Below are 16,974 nucleotides of genomic sequence, written 5' to 3' on the forward strand. Positions count from 1 at the left end.
TTTGGCTTTTGTTTCTGGGGAGAGGAGAGTCACATCATGATTTTTTGGAGGAAGTGGCTGCCTGTAACAGTGGTGGTACTGCTGGTGGTATCTATTCTAGCCAGTGGCTGTACTTCCGGTCAGGGTAAATCATCTAAGCAAAGAGTTATCGTTAAAGAACGGTTGGTTGCCCCTAATGGGCAAATTGAAGATCGCGAAGTTTCGGTTCCCTGCCCGCCCATGCGGGTGGTGGTTTTGGGGGGCTACCCTGCTGAGATGCTAAAAGCCCTTGGCGTTGAGAATACGGTAGTTGCTGTCGATGAGCACACACAGGAAAAGACGGGATGGCCGGACTATGTGAAGAATTTGCCTTCGGTGGGATCCTCAAATACGCCGAGCATGGAGAAAATCTTGGCTTTAAAACCGGACCTGGTTATCGAAGGTTTTTTGGAGCCCAAGTTAAGGGAGCGACTTTTGAGCTCCGGAATTGCTGTCCTTAAAATTTACGGGTACAGGACTGAACTGATCGCATCTGAAATTGAGACACTGGGCATGGTTTTCAAATGCCAGGAGCGGGCTCGGGAGTATGCCGGCTACTTAGAAAAACAGTGGCTGGCAATAAAGAAACGGACAAAAGGTTTGGCAGAAAAAGATAAACCGAAGGTTTACTGGGAATCAAGTTTTGGGGAGTGGAAAACTCATGGTCCCGGGTCTGGTGCCCAACCCCTTATTGAGTGGGCTGGCGGGATTAACATAGCTGCTGACCAGAATTCTTCCTATCCCAAGGTAACTCCAGAATGGGTGGCAGCAAAAAACCCGGATGTAATTATTAAATACGTTGGTGCTCCGGCCATCGGCTGGAAGGGGGATGTTAAAAAGCTTGAAGAAATACGCCAGCAGATCATGAACCGCCCTGCTCTCAAGAACACCAATGCCGTTAAAAACTCGCGGGTGTTCCTGGTTAGTGACAAAATTACCTGCGCCCCTCAGGGTGCGGCAGGAGAGTGGTATATTGCCAAGTGGCTGCACCCTGAACTCTTTCGGGATGTGAATCCAGAGGCGGTGCACCGGGAGATGCTCAAGAAGTTCTACGGGGAGGAGCTTAAAGGCGTATGGGTTTACCCGTTGAAGTAGGTGGCCCTGGTCCGGGGGCAGATATAAGTGCTATTAAAACGGCATATTCCCGCCACATTGGCCGGAAAATCCTCCTGGTCGGTGTTTTGCTCGGCTTAACCGGTGCTACTGCCCTGGTGGCTACCGCGGTGGGAGCCGCCGGGATAAGTGTGGCGGACGTCTGGCGGGTAATTCTTTCCCATCTGGGTGTGCCGGTAACCCTGGAAAGTGATCTGGCCGAGACGGTGGTCTGGGAGATCCGCCTACCCCGCATTCTGCTGGCCACCATCACCGGGATGAGCCTGGCAGGGGCCGGGGCGGTGATGCAGGGGGTGCTGCGTAACCCCCTGGTTTCGCCCTACACGATGGGGCTTTCCAGCGGCGCGGCCTTCGGAGCGGCCCTGGCCATCGTGCTGGGGACGGGCCTGGTGGGCGGGAACTACCTCGACGTATCGCGCTGGCTCATCGTTACCAACGCCTTCATCTTCGGGGGGTTGACCACACTCCTGGCTTTCTCCCTGGCCCGGTTTAAGGGTATGGCGCCCGAAACGCTGGTTCTGGGCGGGGTGGCCATTGGTTACCTCTTTCAGGCGGGCGTCTCCCTCTTGAAGTACATTTCCAATAACGAAGCCTTAAAAGAACTGGTGGTCTGGCTGATGGGCGGCTTCTGGGGGGCGGACTGGCGGACGGTGGCGCTCCTCACACCGGTGGTACTTCTCTGTATGGCCGGACTCCTCCTGTACGCCTGGGACCTCAACGTGCTGGGGGTTGGGGAGGAGGTGGCGGCCAGCTTAGGGATAAATGTGGGGCGCCTGAGGGTTTATACCCTGACTCTGGCTACCCTTGCTGCTGCAGCTACGGTGGCCTTCACCGGCATCATCGGGTTTATCTGCCTGGTGGGGCCGCACATCTGCCGGATGCTTGTGGGCAGCGACAACCGGTTTTTGATCCCCTGCTCCTGCCTGATGGGAGCGGTGCTCCTGCTTCTGGCCGATACCCTGGCGCGGACCATCATTGCGCCGGCGGAAATTCCGGTAGGGATTATCACCGCCCTGATGGGCTCTCCCTTCTTCATCTACCTGCTAATCAAGAAAAAGCGGCAGTGGTGGGGATAGGAAAAGGGGCCGGAACGGGAGGGGGGGGTGATAGCTCATCCTGCCTGGAACAGTATTTCTGGCGCCGGGGAACTTAATTTTTAAATTTTGATGGTAAGGAGGGACGTAATTTTGCTGAGGGGGAGAAAATGGCTGCTTCCTTTAACCTGCTTTTTGATAGCTGTTGTCGCCTTATTGGGGGTTACAGGTAACAGGGAAGCGGTGGCTCAGAAGCGGATTACCATCAAGGATTCCATGGGGCGCACGGTGAGCGTTCCCTGCCCGCCGCAGCGGATTGTGGAGGTAAACGGTGATGTGGCCGAATTGATCTGTGCCTTCGGAGACGCAGGTAAAATCGTAGGAGCGAGCAGCTATACGCTGGAAGATAAAATACTCAAGCCAAAGCTGAAAAAAGCAAAGGACGTCGGCAAGAGTTTCACGCCCAGTGTCGAGAAAATCATCTCGCTCAAGCCCGACATCGTCTTCGGTTACGGCAATTTCTTAAAGCCGGAAGTCGTAGCACAGCTCCAGCGGGCGGGCATACCAGTAGTGTTTTTGGATTGCTACAAGCTTAAAACGATGGCACAGGACATCCGCACCCTGGGGACCATTCTCAACCGCAGGAAAGAGGCGGAAGCTTACATTGCTTATTTCGAGAAGTACCAGAAGCTGTTTGCGGAGCGGACAAAGAAAATACCGCTCAATAAGCGGCCGCTGGTCTACCTGGAGCAGTACACCGACTACACGTTGAGTGGTCCGGGTTCCGGCGGCGCCGAGCTTTTGGACGGCATCGGGGCCCGGAATATCGGTGCCGGGTTGCGTGCGCCCTACCCGAAGATAAGTTCCGAGTGGCTGGTGGCCCAGAACCCGCAGGTGATCATTAAAGCGTGCAGCACCAGCGTTCCCAGCGGTTACGGGGAGAATGCGGACGCGATGAAAAAGAAGCGCACGGAGATGATGCGCCGCCCTGGCTGGAACAAAATTACCGCCGTGCGGCAGGGGAAGGTCTACATGCTCTCCAGCGAGATCTTCACCGGGCCGCGGGCGATCGTGGGGATGGCTTACATGGCGAAGTGGCTCTACCCGCAGCTTTTCCGTGATGTTAACCCGGAGGCGATCCACAAAGAGATGCTCAAAAAGTTTCTCGGCATAGAGCTTAAAGGGGCTTATGTTTATCCGGCCAAATAAAGGTTTTAAGGGAGGTTGGATGACAGCCGTGATGAGCAAAATTCTGGTGTTGATTTGCGTATTCTGCTTTTTGCTGACTGCGGCCGGACCGGCAGCGGCCTATACAACAGTAAAAGCCCAGCAAACTCCTACCGTTAGTGCTGATAGCACGGTGGCCCTGGGGACGTTACTGCTTAAAGAAGAGTACGCCAACTCCATTAAAACTGGAGACTGGGTTACCATCAGCCTGCCTTCCTTTGTGGAACTGCAGCAATTGCGCTTGTATTTTCCTGGCGGCACATCCTACTGGCCGTCGGTGACTGATGCCACTTATGCTGTTGATTATACGGTGTACAGGATGGGAGATGAGATTCCTCTGGGCAGCAGTGGTGTTACCCTGTGGAAAGAAGGATTGAACACTTTTAGCCTTAAAGTTACAAAAATAAACAGAAAATCTGCAACATCTACTTTCCGGTGCGAAATCTACTTCGACCAGGTCTACATAAAGGCCCTGCCTCCTGAAGAATCAGGGAAGATAGATGTAACCCTCGATGCTCCTTCAGGCAGCGGGTTTAGTCCAGGTACAGTTACGGTAGCCAATGTCTCCATTGGTGGAAGTACGGCTACGGCTGCTTCGCCGGAAAGCTTGACCGACCTGGGGGGGAAAGTGGCTAATATTACCCTTAAGGAGAATGTCCCCGGGGCTCTTAAAATGAACGGTACCGATTTCAGAAAACAGGATACGGTAAAATTTGTCCTTTCCCCTGGTTTTACCTGGCAAACCGTAGTTCTGCTCCCGAGCTGGGGATGGCAGTCAGGTGATATTGATTATGCCATGGGTGAGGATACCAGTGGCAGGAGTGTTCTGTATTTACAAATCAAAAAAGAAACCACGAAGGATACCGGGGTGGGGCGGGTGATTATTTCGGGAACGGTTTCGGTGGACGAAAGCATAGCCCGGTCCGGTAAGGTGGAGGTAAGCTACGAGGGTAACAATCCGGGTGTTGATCCGGCTCTGCTTGAAGTAGCTGAATATAGCACTGCAGGAGCGGCCGTCAACGGCAAAACTGCTACGGATGTTGTTGCCGGCCACAGCAACCAGCGGATAGGAGAGTTTACGGTGACTGAGGGGATGGCCGGTGATCTGGCCAGGGGTCGTACCATCACCCTAACGTTACCTGAAGGAGTCAAATGGAACACTTATCCCACAGTAAAAAGGGAAGCCGGAAATGGCGAACTGAGCGGTCCCGTACCGGTGGGCGATGACAAACAAACAGTCAAATTTACCGTGATCAGGTCGGGTACTGAGAAAACCGCTTTTTGCTTCAAATATGCCGCGGTTGACCTGGCTCTGGATGCTCCCGAGCAGGTGGATATCACCGTGGGCGGCTCTGCCGGGGCCAGGGGTACCGTAACTGTAGCCCATGTTCAGCCTCCGGTTGCGGTGGTTGCAGAAAAGACCACGGTACGCATTGGTGTTCCCAGCCAGCCTGGCGGCAAGCTGACGATTACCGAAAATATGCCGGGTGCTGTGCGGGCCAGGGACGCCGGCGGTGCCACGGCATTCCTCCGGCTTGAGCTACCTGAAGGCGTTACTTTCGCTCAAAAACCGGTGGTGGAAGTGAGCACCGGAGATCTCATTCTGGACAACACTCATATCAGACTCGAACAGGGCGACCGGGTGCTGGTGATTCCTGTCAAGACATCCAGTGTTAGCCCTGTTAGTAAACCGATTGAGGAATCTGCTGTGCAGTCTGAAAGTTCCCCCACCGGTGAAGCAGAAGAAAAGTCCGCTAGCAGTACGGAAGTGGGAGTAACCGGTAGTGGTACTGAAACAAGTAGCGGTACAGAAACACAGGGTAGTACCATCACGGTCAGCGGTATAGTGTTAACCGTAGATAGAACAGTTCCGGAAGGGGCGGTCAATCTGAAAGTAAGCGGCAGTGCCTTAAGCGAGACTGAAAGGATTTTTTCTGGTACATTAAATGAACTGAAAGTACCTCTGGCCACATGTGGCACTCCTGCCCCAGATCAGATTAGGGTGGCGGCTGTATTCACCATTGGCAGCAAAATGTATCAAGTCGGCGGCACGGAAAGGGAAATGGACGTGGAGCCTTACGTTAAGAACGGCCGCACCTATGCCCCGGTGAGGTACCTTGCCCTGGCTGCCGGCCTGAATGACGAAAACATCCTGTGGGACGGTTCAAATCAGACCGTAACCCTTCTGGCCGGCAAGCGGGTGGTCCAGTTCAAGGTGGGGCAAAAGGCCTATCTCATCCAGGGTGTGCCCATCTCTATTGATGCAGCGCCGGAAATAGTCAACGGGCGGACAATGCTACCATACCGCTTTGTAGCGCAGGCGCTGGGACTGCAGGCAGAGTGGAATGAATCTGCCCAGCAGGTGATTATCCGTTAATAAGGTAGTACCGGGGGTGCTCCGTAAACCAGCGTACCCCCGGTACTGTATCCAGGAGAGGAGGAAATCGGGGTGCGGCTTCAAGTTAAGGGCGTGTGTTTTTCCTACGGAAGCGTATCAGTTCTGGAAGATGTGACCTTTAAAGTACAGGCCGGCGAGACATTGGGCATTATAGGGCCCAATGGTTCCGGCAAGAGTACCCTTTTGCGCTGCCTGGCCAGGGTGTTGAAGCCGCGTATGGGGACGGTTTTTCTGGACGGGAAAAACCTGGCCGCTCTTCGCGGCCGGGAGGTGGGCCGCTATTTGGGGTACGTGCCCCCACCGGGTACGGGGCAGGCTTTTCCGTGCACCGTACTGGAAACGGTGCTGCAGGGACGCCGTCCCCACCTCACCTGGGGAGTTAGCCATGGCGACCTTGCTGCGGTAACCAGAGCGCTGGCCTATTTGGGTTTAACCGGCCTGGGGGAGCGGCAGCTCGGTGAACTTTCCAGCGGCCAGCGGCAGAAAGTGCTTATTGCCCGGGCCCTGGCCCAGGAACCCGAGGTTTTTCTGCTGGACGAACCCACGGCGACCCTGGATATACGTTACCAGCTTGAGGTTCTGGCGCGGATGCGGGAACTTGCCACGGAACAGGGGCGGGTGGTGGTAATGGTGCTTCACGACCTCAATCTGGCCAGCCGCTTTAGCGATCGTTTGTTGTTGCTGCATAACGGGCGTATTGTTGCCGCCGGTACTCCCAAAACGGTGCTTACGCCGGAGAACATTCGTGTTGTATATGGGGTCGAAGCAGTGGTAACAGAGTCCAGGTGGGGCCTGCAGGTGACGCCGGTGGCGCCGCTGGATATGACCGGAACGAAGGGAATGGTAAAGGTAGTTCTGGCTGCTCGGGGATGACGATTGGTAAATCTACTTTGAGAGGGGCCGGTCGACCAGTTTTATCTGGGATATGATTCCATGCCCTCTGGGCGGATATGAGTCGCCGGAGGCCTGAAGGAAGGGCGTGGAAGGAGCGGGAGAGGTTGAAAGGTGCCGGAGCCGATACCTGTGTACAAGAGCAGCCGGCGGTAATGATCGAACTGAAGGACGTAGTAAAAAACTACGGCCGTATAACAGCCGTAGCCGGCGTGAGTTTTCAGGTTTTGCAGGGGGAAATCTTCGGCCTTTTAGGCCCCAACGGGGCCGGCAAAACCACCACCATCCGCATGCTCACGACCCTGACCAGGCCCACCGCCGGAGAGCTATATGTGGCCGGTTACCCCGTGGCTACCTGCCCGGTGGAGGTTAAGAAGCGCATCGGCGTGGTGCCCCAGCAAAATAACCTGGAGCGGGAATTAACCGGGCGGGAAAACCTTTTGCTCCATGCCCTGCTGCACAGGATGTCCCGGGTTGAGCGGGAGCGGCGTATTGAGGAGTTGCTGGATTATGTAGGCCTCTCTTCCCGGGCTGATGAACGGGTACAGCATTACTCGGGCGGTATGGCCCGCCGCCTGCTCATTGCCCGGGCCCTGCTGCATTGCCCGCCTATTCTCTTTCTGGATGAACCGACCATCGGCCTGGACCCGCAGACCCGCCGCAAGATTTGGGATTTAATCCAGTTGATGAACAGGGACGGGATGACCGTACTATTGACCACCCATTACATCGAAGAGGCGGACAGCCTGTGTCACCGTGTGGGCATCATTGACCACGGCCGGCTTATCGCCCTGGGGACGCCGGCGGAATTAAAGGAGAGGCTGGGGAATTACTGCGTGGAATTCTTGAACGAACAGGGTACCGAGCGGCATTTCTTTGCCACCCGGAGCGAAGCAAAGGCATACGCCCAGAGCAAAGATTTTGATACGGTAGTCCGGCGTACCAACCTGGAGGATGTTTTTGTGGAGCTGACCGGCCGTGAAGCAAGGGAACTGGCTTCAGTCTAAAAAGTTACCTACCGGTGAGGGTGCCCCCCTGGCCGGGAGCTCTTTGAGAGTTGGGTCGCCTTTAGCCCGCCTGGACTGGCTGCCCATTGTGCTGGCCATGGGGATGGTCTGGCGGCGTCGCTGGTGGCGCTTTCTCATCGGGGGATTGAACAGGCCGCTGATCTTCCTGGTTATTTTTGCCTGGAACCTGGGCGATAAGGCGGCTACCGCCACCGGCAGTTATCTGGGTTTTCTGGTGCCCGGCCTGGTGGTCATGGCTGCAGTTTCGGCCAGCTATGCCGACCTGGTGAACTGGTTTACCCTGAGGCGTACTTTTTACCGGGTGCTGGACGAGTACCTGCTGGCTCCCATTTCCAGCAGTTCACTTTTAATCGGGCACGTGCTGGGTGCAGGGATCAAGGGATTTCTTACTTCCCTGTTGGTGTTCCTGACCGCGTCCCTGCTGGTCAGGGGTTTCCAGTTTTCCATTCTCTGCTTTATTCAATTATTGATTATCTGCCTCACCTTTGCCTGCCTGGCGGTGGCCGTAGCCATGGTCGCCGGGGGTGATAAAGATACACTGATGTTTACCAACCTGATCGTGTTTCCGATGACCTTTTTCTGCGGCACCTTTTTTCCGGTGGAGCAACTGCCCGGCCCGCTGGAGTGCTTGAGCTGGGGCCTGCCCCTGACGGCGGCCACCTATAACCTGCGCGCTCTTGTCCTGACCGGTACCGGTAAGCCGGGGTGGTTTTTCCAGAGTCTGGGCTGGTTGGCTGGTCTGTACCTGGTGGCTTACTTCTTATTGAGGTGGCGGTTGAAAGATTAAGTAGGGCAGCGGCTTTTACGGCCTGCTCGAATGCCGCTCTTTGAAGCTGTCCCGGTTGGGTTCCTCAGGCACGCGGTCGAGCGTGAGCCGGGGCAGGCTTAAGCTGGGGTAGGCAGAACCCGGAGATATTCAAGCGCCGGTATCTGTAGGGGATGTGATGTTGTTTGCGTGTTCCGGCAACCACGAGCGGGGTAAAGGCTCGCTGCTTTTTACCCCCATGGTACCCAATTATCTGGGAGGAAATGATCTACTGGCGGAGCAAGTTCTGGCTCTACCTGGCTACCTACATGCTCTCCCCCATGCTCTTTTTGCTCTCCTTTGGATTCGGGGTGGGGCGGCGGCTGCAGATGATCATGCCCGGAGGGATGAGCTATTTGGACTTTTTGGTGCCGGGCGTGGTGGCCCTGGCTTTGTTCAATAACGGGGTGACCTCGGTAACGATACGTATGTTCTATACGCGCCTGTACTGGCAGAGTTTTGAAGCCTACCGTCTGGCCCCGGTGAGCAATTTTTCCATTTGCCTGGGCTACACCCTGGCCGGCGCCATGCGTGGCCTTTTAGCCGGCCTGATTGTTCTGATAACGGTGTTCCTGCTCGTCCCTGGTTTAAAGCTAAACTGGCCTTTTTTCGGGACGATGCTGCTGGCCTCCCTTTGCTTCGGGACTTTTGGCGTGCTCATCGGCCTGTGCCTGCGCTCCTTAGACGACCAGGCCCTGGTCAGTGAATTTATCCTTGTCCCCGTCACCTTTTTAAGTGGTACCCTGATCCCCGTGGAGCGCCTGCCCGGATTCTTGCAGCACGTGGTATGGTTTTTCCCCCTTACCCCGGCGGCAGAACTGTTGCGCACCACCCTGACCGGGAACGGCTTCAACTGGTGGCTGGCGGCGGTGCTGGGAGGATGGAGTGCTGTTTTATTTACCCTGGGCTGGCTCAGGCTGAAAATGTTGGATGGATAAGATCAAGCGACTACCCTGGGATAAAGGTATGTGCCCACTGCTGTAGCCAGAGTGCAGGCTACCAGCAAAACTCCTACGTCCGCCTGCCAGCTGGTCAATTGGCCGGTAACAAGGGCGCCACGCAGGAAGTCCACCATATAGCTTAGCGGGTTGACCGATGCCACCACGCGCAGCCAGTCGGGCATGATGGAGATGGGATACAGCGCGTTGGAAGCAAAAAACAAGGGCATGGTGATTAACTGGCCGATACCCATGAAACGTTCACGGGTTTTAACAATGGCTGCAATAATCATGGACAGGGTGGCAAAAAATACGGCTCCCAGTATGACCACACCGGCGGCTGCTGACAGGAGGGCCGGGTGCCAGTGCAGGGGTATGCCGGTTATGGACGCAAGCAGAAAAATAATGGTTACCTGGCTTAAGGCACGCACTCCGGCTGCCAGAGCTTTGCCCAGCACCAGCGCCACCCGGGGTATGGGCATGGCCAGAAACTTTTGCAGTATACCCATATCTCTTTCCCAGATAGTCGAAAGACCAAAGAAGATGGCTGTAAACATCACCGACTGCGAGAGAATGCCGGGGGTCATATAAGTCTGGTAAGTTACCCCGCCTGTGTCAAATCGCGTACCTTGCTGAAAGCCTGGCCGAAAATCAGCAGCCAGAGCACAGGCTGCACGGCCCGGGTGAACAGCTCGGTCGGTTCGTGGCGCAGCTTGCGCAGTTCCATTTCGACGATGACCAGCATGTCTGTTAGTGCCTGCAGCACTGTGCTGCCTGATTTTGCCGCCGGTTCAACCGAGGCGGCGACTGATGTGGCGAACCTGTCTGATTCCACGAAAATCTCCCCCTGCATCCAAAAAATTACCGGTAAAATAAGTAAATACATCATCCATGGAAGCACCGGGGTTACCCGTCATTGCCTTTAATTCTGCCGGCGTACCGGTAACCACCATTTCGCCACGATTAAGTATGCCAATTCGATTACAGACTGTATCGGCCTCTTCCATATAGTGAGTGGTAAGCAGGATGCGCTCCAGTCGCTTGACAGTGATGGTCACCGAGCTTGAGCCGGTACCCATGCGCACGGCAATGTCTTTGATCCGCTGTGGCCCAAACCGGTGCAGGATGTGCAAAACCCAGTACTGCTCGGGTGTAATCTTACCCTGTTTTACCGGGTGGGACGTCAAACGCCAGCAACGCCAGATTTGCCAGATTGCATCGGCAATTTTTTCAGTGAGCAACTGCTCGTTATTATTCATCACATCACCTGTCTTCCCAACTAAAATATACCATCAAAAAATTTGATGATCAATGTATTTCACATTTGGGGCGTAAAGTCGGTTATACTATCTTTGAAGAAGGACGGCCTGCATGCAGGGATTGCATGAGGTGGACTGAATAGTAACCTTCTCCGAAAAAATTTTTTTCTAAAGGAGGATTTGGTCGTTGGATATAGAAGTCATCCCAAAGTAGAAATTTTCATTTTAAATAATTCCGGTATGAATGGAAATGCTGGCCACGAAGGTCTGCCCCGGAATGGGAAAGACCTTTTGTGTTTTTAACAGTTAAATAATGTGGACGGGGTGTCCTGCTTCTCTGATGGGGGCCAGGCTGAAAAGGGAAGCCGGTGCAAATCCGGCGCGGTCCCGCCACTGTGAGGGGGAAGGAACCCACATAATGTCACTGTCCAGCACTCACCGATGATATTGATGAAACCTTAAGCTATGTTTTCATTATTTGTCAAGCGTGCCATTGGATGTTACGGTTCATTGGTGAGTGCTGGATGGGAAGACGTGGAGTTCCGATGAACCCGAGCCAGGAGACCTGCCCCGTTTTTTCACCATGCTGCCTACGCGGATAGGGATGTGGTAGGTCTGATTTTCCCTACCCCCGCTTTATGCGTAGCGGGGGTTTTTGATTGCCCGTTTTTAATTGCCAGGAGGAACCCCGGCATTATATCTGGCCGGACGGTCGGAAATTTCCGGGTGGAAAAGGAGTTTCTTGATGAGGTGTTAAAGATGCCGGAAGAAGTCAGGGTGGCTTTAATCCATGCAGCCATCAAGTGGAAAAATAAGGAACATAACCTGCGGCGGTTGCTGGCCTTAAATGAAGAGGCTGCTGCCGGCGGTGCCCGGATCATTATAAACCCCGAGTTGGCCACCACGGGTTATACCTTTGAAAGCAGAAGGGACATTTCCCCCTTTGTGGAGACCGTTCCCGGCCCGACCACAGAATTGTTCGGCGCCCTGGCCCGCCGGTACGGGGTCTACATTTGCCTGGGGCTGCCGGAAGTGGATTTAAAATCGGGGATTTATTATAACACCGCAGTGCTCATTGGCCCGGACGGCCGGGTAATGGGTCAGCACCGTAAGCTGGCCCCTGCCTTTAAGGAAAATCTCTGGGCGGCCAGGGGTAACCTGCCCGTGCTGGTGGCAGAAACCTGCTTTGGTAGAGTGGGTGTGCTCATCTGTGCCGACACATACTGGTACAAGGCGGCGCGAATGGCTGCCCTGAAAGGTGCCCGGGTGCTGCTGATCCCGGCCAACTGGCCGCCCCATCACTACCCGCCGGAAGTTTTCTGGCGTGCCCGGGCTCTGGAAAACGGAGTTTATGTACTGGCCTGTAACCGTACGGGTCAGGATAAAAGCATGAACTGTAATGCGTCACAATCGTTCATCATTGGCCCCGACGGTAGCGTTTTAAAGGAAGTACAGTCTGCTAATGACACCATCCTTTATGGCACGTTGCCATTAAAAAACGGGAGATTTTTTACCCCCGGGGCCGGTGTCCTGCTGGGCGACAGGCGACCGGAATTCTATGCCGGTATAACGCTGGATACCTTTTCCCAATTTGAACCGGAGGCGCTGCTGGGGTTGTCCGCAGGAAAGGAGTTTGCCGTAGCCACTGTTCAGTTTGCTCCACAGGCTGGAGAGCCGGTGAGAAATATCCGGCGCATTTTGTCATTCCTGGACCAGGCCGCAGACCTGGCTGCCCGCAGGGGGATGAAGCTCGACCTGGTTGTTTTTCCGGAACTTGCTGTAACAGGGGCCATATCTCAACCAGCACAGGCAGAAGAACTGGCCGAACCGGTTCCCGGCCCTGTTACCGGGGCTGTTATCCGGAGGGCAGAAAAGCTGGACCTGTATGTGGTGATGGGGGTGTTAGAAAGGGAAGACAGTCAACTGTTTAACACTGCCGTGTTGATCGGTCCGGCGGGATTGCTTGGAAAATACAGAAAGATACACTTAAGTCCCTCCGACAGGGAATGGGCTCGCCCCGGGCAGGAAGATTTTTGCTTTTTTGACCTCCCCTTTGGCAGGGTGGGCATTTTACTGGGGCATGACCTGTTTTTCCCGGAAAGCCTGGAGAGTCTGGCCAAACAGGGGGTGGATGTGCTCTGCGTTCCCGCCCTCTGGAATGATGAAAAAAGCCAGTTTATCTGGGAAGCCAGGATAGCCGAACAAATGCACCTGGTGGTGGCCAACCAGTGGGGGTCCAGTGGTTCTTTTTGTGCCCTGGGCGGCAGCTTAATTTACAGTTATTCCCGGTACTCTGAAAGGCGCGTGCGGCTGGTGTCTCCTGTCAATGAGGACAGGATCAACATTATGCTTTTAAACCCGCAGGAAACCAGGCAGAAGAAGTTCCTGGAAAAGGTGGATTATGACCTCCTCCTGACACATTACAAACTTTTTTAAGAAGAGGGGCGAGAATGGGATGAAGCTTAGAATATTGTTTTACACGGCCATTGAGGGTGAATTGGGCAGCCTCAGTAATGCCGTCAGGAGCGTGCACCGGGAATACGGTCCGCTGGTGGAGGTTCTGGCATACGCAAAGCGGGATTTAACCGGCCCGGAAAAGGAAGCAGAGTTACTGGATACGGTTCACTGCTGCCACCTGGTGATCCTGCACCTGATGGGTGGGCCTGACTCCTTACCCTCTTTTGACCGGGTAACGGCTCTTGCCAGAGAACAGGCCATACCTCTGGCCGTTCTGCCTTCGGTGGGGGATGATACCCGGGCGCTCCTGGGCTTGAGCAACCTTTCTGAAGAAGATTACCGGCTTGTCCGGTTATATGTTAGTTACGGCGGGGAAGAGAACCTCAAAAATTTACTCATCTGGTCAATTAACCGTTATTTGGGCAAGTTTTACCCTGTGCCGGAGCCCAAACCCCTTCCCTGGGAAGGATTATACTACCCGGGGTGTCAGAGTGAGGCCCAGGCGGCGGCTCTTCTTGAGGAAAAACTAAAGGAAGGTAAACCCGTGGTGGGCATTCTTTTCTACCAGAGTTACCGGGTAGCCGGCAACACCGATTTTGTGGACGAGCTGATCAATCAAATAGAAAACCAGGGTGGTGTAGCCCTGCCGGTATTCCTGTATGCAACCAGAAACGATGAGCTGGGTAGCCGGGGGATAGCCTGGGTGGTGGAAAATTACTTCAGTCGCCAGGGCCGGCCGCTGGTGGATGTGGTGGTAAACACTCTCATGTTTGCCCAAACCATGGCCACGCCAACCTTCAGCCGGGTTGAAGAAAAGGATCTCTACCTGCGCCTGGGTGTGCCCTTAATCAAAGCCATCCTTTCCGTAGCGTCCCGTAGCGAATGGGAAAACAGCCAGCAGGGTCTCGGCCCGCTGGACGTGGTTATGAGCGTGGCCCTGCCGGAGTTTGACGGCGATCTGATTACCGTGCCGGTGGCCACCCGGGAGGAATTGGAAAGAGATCCCCTTACCGGGGCAGCTCCAATTAAATATGTGCCCGTTGCCGAACGAATGCAAAAAGTGGCCTCTTTGGCCCTGCGCTGGGCAAGGTTGAGGCGCAAGCCCAACCGGGAGAAAAAAGTGGCCATTATCCTGCACAATTACCCGCCCCGCAACGACCGCATCGGCAACGCCTTCGGCCTGGATACGCCGGCCAGCGTACACCGTTTGCTACTTGCCATGCGGGAAGCCGGTTACCTGGTGGAAGACTTGCCCCCTGACGGGACCGCCCTGATGGAAAGAATCTTAGCCGGTTTAACAAACGAGCGGGGCTGGCTGGACCCGCGGGAATTAGAGAGACGGTCAGCCGCCCGGGTGGATAAAAACACCTACCGGCAGTGGTATTCCACCTTTCCGGCCAGCGCCCGGGAACACCTGGAGCGGGACTGGGGGCCGCCGCCGGGAGAGGTTTTCTATTACGGTGAGCACCTGCTGGTACCCGGAATCTTTCTGGGCAACGTGTTTCTGGGTGTACAGCCCCCGCGCGGCTTTTTGGAAGACCCGTCGAAGATTTACCACAGCCCGGATCTTTCCCCGCCACATCACTATCTGGCCTATTACCGGTGGTTGCGGGATGTTTTTCAAGCAGATATTGTCTTTCATATTGGTAAGCATGGCTCACTGGAGTGGCTTCCCGGCAAAGGGGTGGGGCTCTCCGCGGCCTGCTTCCCGGACCTGGCCATTAACGACCTGCCTCACGTTTATCCGTATATTGTAAACAATCCCGGGGAAGGCACCCAGGCCAAGCGCCGTTCCCATGCCTGCATTATTGACCACCTGGTGCCGGTCATGACCAGGGCCGGGTCATATGATGAACTGGCCGAAATTGAGGTGCTGCTTAAGGAATACAATGAAGCAAAAATGCTGGATGATTCCAGGTTGGCTTCCCTGTGCAATTTAATCTGGGAGAAAGTGGTGTCTGCCCACCTGGATCGGGATTTACAAATGAGCCGGGAGGCAGCCGAACAGGACTGGCAGGGCTTTCTGGAAAAATTACACGCTTATCTGTACGAAATAAAAGATACCCTGATCCGGGACGGCCTGCACATTTTGGGCCGGCCGCCGGCAGGCGAGGCTCTGGTGGAAATGCTCCTGGCCCTAACGCGCCTGCCCAATGGATCGGTGCCTTCCTTGCGGGAGCAGGTAGCCGGTATAAAAGGGTTCAATTACGAACAACTCCTGGCAAACCCCAGTTATTTTGATCCGGCCCAGGGACGTACATATGGAGAAATGCTGGATGAAATCGAACACCTGGCCCGCCGGATACTGGAAGCCTTCGTAAATGGCGGTTATACGGTAGATGAAGCGCCCTTTATAGTGCAAAAACTCCTGGGAAAACAAAATGAGGAGATTTGCCGGGTGCTTGAATACGCAGGCAATACGCTAGTGCCGGCTCTGGCCGCAACAAAGCAGGAACTGGACAACTGCCTCAACGCTTTAGCCGGGGGGTTTGTGCCCCCTGGACCTTCGGGAGCTCCTACCCGTGGCATGGCTGACATTCTCCCTACCGGGCGTAATTTTTACTCCGTGGATCCCCAGGCTGTTCCCAGCCGTGCGGCCTGGCAGGTGGGCCGCTCCCTGGCTGATGCCCTGCTGGAACGGTACAGGCAGGAGAAGGGAACCTATCCCGGGAGTGTTGGCATTGTGGTATGGGCTACCAGCAACATGCGTACGGGCGGTGATGACATAGCCCAGGCGCTGTACTTAATGGGAGTCCGGCCGGTATGGGATGAAAAAAGCGGGAGAATTAAGGGGTTGGCTGTAATCCCCCTGGAGGAGCTGGGACGGCCCCGGATAGACGTGACCATAAGGGCCAGCGGGATGTTCCGCGATGCCTTTTTAAATGTCATTCACTTGATTGACCAGGCAGTGGAAATGGTGGCCAATCTGGACGAGCCGGAAGATTTAAATTTTATAGCTGCCCACGTGCGTCAGGAGATGGCAGAAAAAGCAGCTCAGGGCATGAGTCCGGAACAGGCCCGGGAAGAAGCCCTGTGGCGTATTTTCAGCGATCCCCCGGGATGTTACGGGGCCGGGGTAAGCAACCTGATAACCGCCAGGAACTGGCGGGACGAAAAAGACCTGGGAGAAGTCTACGTCACCTGGGGCGGTTATGCTTACAGCCGGCGCTCTTATGGCAAAGATGCCCGCCCTGCTTTCAGGCAGCGCCTGGCTATGGTGGAACTCACCGTGAAAAATGAGGATACCCGCGAGATCGATATGTATGACAGCGATGACTTTTACTCCTACCACGGTGGCATGGTGGCGGCGATAAAGGCAATAAAGGGGGAGCCGCCCATGTCTTTCAGCGGCGACAGTTCGGATCCGGCAAGGGTGCGGGTGCGTACTCTGGATGAGGAAACCAGGCATATTTTCCGGGCCCGGGTACTCAATCCCAAATGGATTGAAAGCATGAAACGCCACGGCTATAAAGGAGCGGGGGACCTTTCCCACCTGGTGGAGGTGGCTTTCGGTTGGGATGCCACCGCCGGCGTGCTGGAGGACTGGCTTTACGAGGCTCTGGCCAAAAAGTATGTCTTGGATCCATCCATGCAGGAGTGGTTTAAAGAAGTCAATCCGTGGGCTTTGCATAACATTGTCGAACACTTGCTGGAAGCCATTGAAAGGGGAATGTGGCAGGCTGCACCGGAAATGAACGAAGCTTTAAGGGAACTTTACCTGGACATAGAAGCCGAACTGGAAGCCCGGACGGAGTGGCCGTTAAACAAGTAAAGGAAAGTGTGTAAAAATTAACGGGTGGGAGCAA

General features: G+C 55.0%; 13 protein-coding genes and 1 riboswitch. Of the genes, 10 read left to right on the top strand and 3 right to left on the bottom strand.

Translation table 11 applies throughout. From position 1 onward, the window contains the following. The first annotated feature begins 72 nt into the window (after positions 1–72). The 8 genes from J2Z49_RS09815 (at position 73) to J2Z49_RS09850 (ending at position 9,452) form a co-directional block, all read left to right on the top strand. Positions 73–1,113 carry an ABC transporter substrate-binding protein gene (locus J2Z49_RS09815; RefSeq protein ID WP_307402624.1) on the top strand — a complete coding sequence of 347 codons (1,041 nt, stop codon included), beginning with the start codon at positions 73–75 and terminating at the stop codon, positions 1,111–1,113. Then, complete coding sequence (locus tag J2Z49_RS09820; RefSeq protein WP_307402626.1) at positions 1,092–2,207, top strand: FecCD family ABC transporter permease; 1,116 nt, start codon at positions 1,092–1,094, stop codon at positions 2,205–2,207. Before J2Z49_RS09815 ends, J2Z49_RS09820 begins: the two co-directional genes overlap by 22 nt. Before the next feature lie 111 nt (positions 2,208–2,318). Further along, positions 2,319–3,374 carry an ABC transporter substrate-binding protein gene (locus J2Z49_RS09825; RefSeq protein WP_307402628.1) on the top strand — a complete coding sequence of 352 codons (1,056 nt, stop codon included), beginning with the start codon at positions 2,319–2,321 and terminating at the stop codon, positions 3,372–3,374. Between the two features lie 31 nt (positions 3,375–3,405). Then, positions 3,406–5,769: a copper amine oxidase N-terminal domain-containing protein gene (locus tag J2Z49_RS09830; RefSeq protein WP_307402690.1), complete on the top strand. Its 2,364-nt coding sequence runs from the start codon at positions 3,406–3,408 to the stop codon at positions 5,767–5,769. 72 nt (positions 5,770–5,841) lie between these two features. Then, complete coding sequence (locus J2Z49_RS09835; RefSeq protein ID WP_307402629.1) at positions 5,842–6,663, top strand: ABC transporter ATP-binding protein; 822 nt, start codon at positions 5,842–5,844, stop codon at positions 6,661–6,663. A gap of 125 nt (positions 6,664–6,788) precedes the next feature. Next, positions 6,789–7,688 carry an ABC transporter ATP-binding protein gene (locus J2Z49_RS09840; RefSeq protein WP_407650079.1) on the top strand — a complete coding sequence of 300 codons (900 nt, stop codon included), beginning with the start codon at positions 6,789–6,791 and terminating at the stop codon, positions 7,686–7,688. Next, complete coding sequence (locus J2Z49_RS09845) at positions 7,660–8,496, top strand: ABC transporter permease (protein WP_307402631.1); 837 nt, start codon at positions 7,660–7,662, stop codon at positions 8,494–8,496. The genes J2Z49_RS09840 and J2Z49_RS09845 overlap by 29 nt, the downstream gene beginning before the upstream one ends. A 242-nt stretch (positions 8,497–8,738) precedes the next feature. Further along, positions 8,739–9,452 (top strand): ABC transporter permease, encoded by a 714-nt coding sequence (locus J2Z49_RS09850; protein WP_307402635.1) that lies wholly within the window; start codon positions 8,739–8,741, stop codon positions 9,450–9,452. A 2-nt stretch (positions 9,453–9,454) separates the two neighbouring features. On the opposite strand, the gene J2Z49_RS09855 is transcribed toward J2Z49_RS09850, so the two are convergent. Genes J2Z49_RS09855 through J2Z49_RS09865 form a run of 3 tightly spaced genes read right to left on the bottom strand, consistent with a single transcriptional unit; the run spans position 9,455 to position 10,711 of the window. Then, on the bottom strand, positions 9,455–10,039 hold the full coding sequence (locus tag J2Z49_RS09855) for an ABC transporter permease (RefSeq protein ID WP_407650081.1): 585 nt from the start codon (positions 10,037–10,039) through the stop codon (positions 9,455–9,457). Between the two features lie 14 nt (positions 10,040–10,053). Beyond that, on the bottom strand, positions 10,054–10,287 hold the full coding sequence (locus tag J2Z49_RS09860) for a hypothetical protein (protein WP_307402639.1): 234 nt from the start codon (positions 10,285–10,287) through the stop codon (positions 10,054–10,056). Beyond that, positions 10,244–10,711, bottom strand: a complete 468-nt coding sequence (locus J2Z49_RS09865) for a MarR family transcriptional regulator (RefSeq protein WP_307402694.1) — start codon at positions 10,709–10,711, stop codon at positions 10,244–10,246. The genes J2Z49_RS09860 and J2Z49_RS09865 overlap by 44 nt, the downstream gene beginning before the upstream one ends. A gap of 305 nt (positions 10,712–11,016) precedes the next feature. Beyond that, a riboswitch (cobalamin riboswitch) is annotated at positions 11,017–11,298 on the top strand. 139 nt (positions 11,299–11,437) lie between these two features. Between J2Z49_RS09865 and J2Z49_RS09870 the strand changes: the two genes are divergently transcribed. Beyond that, entirely contained in the window at positions 11,438–13,147 is a 1,710-nt protein-coding gene (locus J2Z49_RS09870; RefSeq protein WP_307402641.1) for a carbon-nitrogen hydrolase family protein, read from the top strand. A gap of 19 nt (positions 13,148–13,166) precedes the next feature. Beyond that, complete coding sequence (gene cobN, locus J2Z49_RS09875) at positions 13,167–16,940, top strand: cobaltochelatase subunit CobN (RefSeq protein WP_307402643.1); 3,774 nt, start codon at positions 13,167–13,169, stop codon at positions 16,938–16,940. Positions 16,941–16,974: the final 34 nt, after the last annotated feature.

It is taken from the genome of Desulfofundulus luciae (assembly GCF_030813795.1).
GTDB classification, from domain to species: Bacteria; Bacillota; Desulfotomaculia; order Desulfotomaculales; family Desulfovirgulaceae; genus Desulfofundulus; species Desulfofundulus luciae.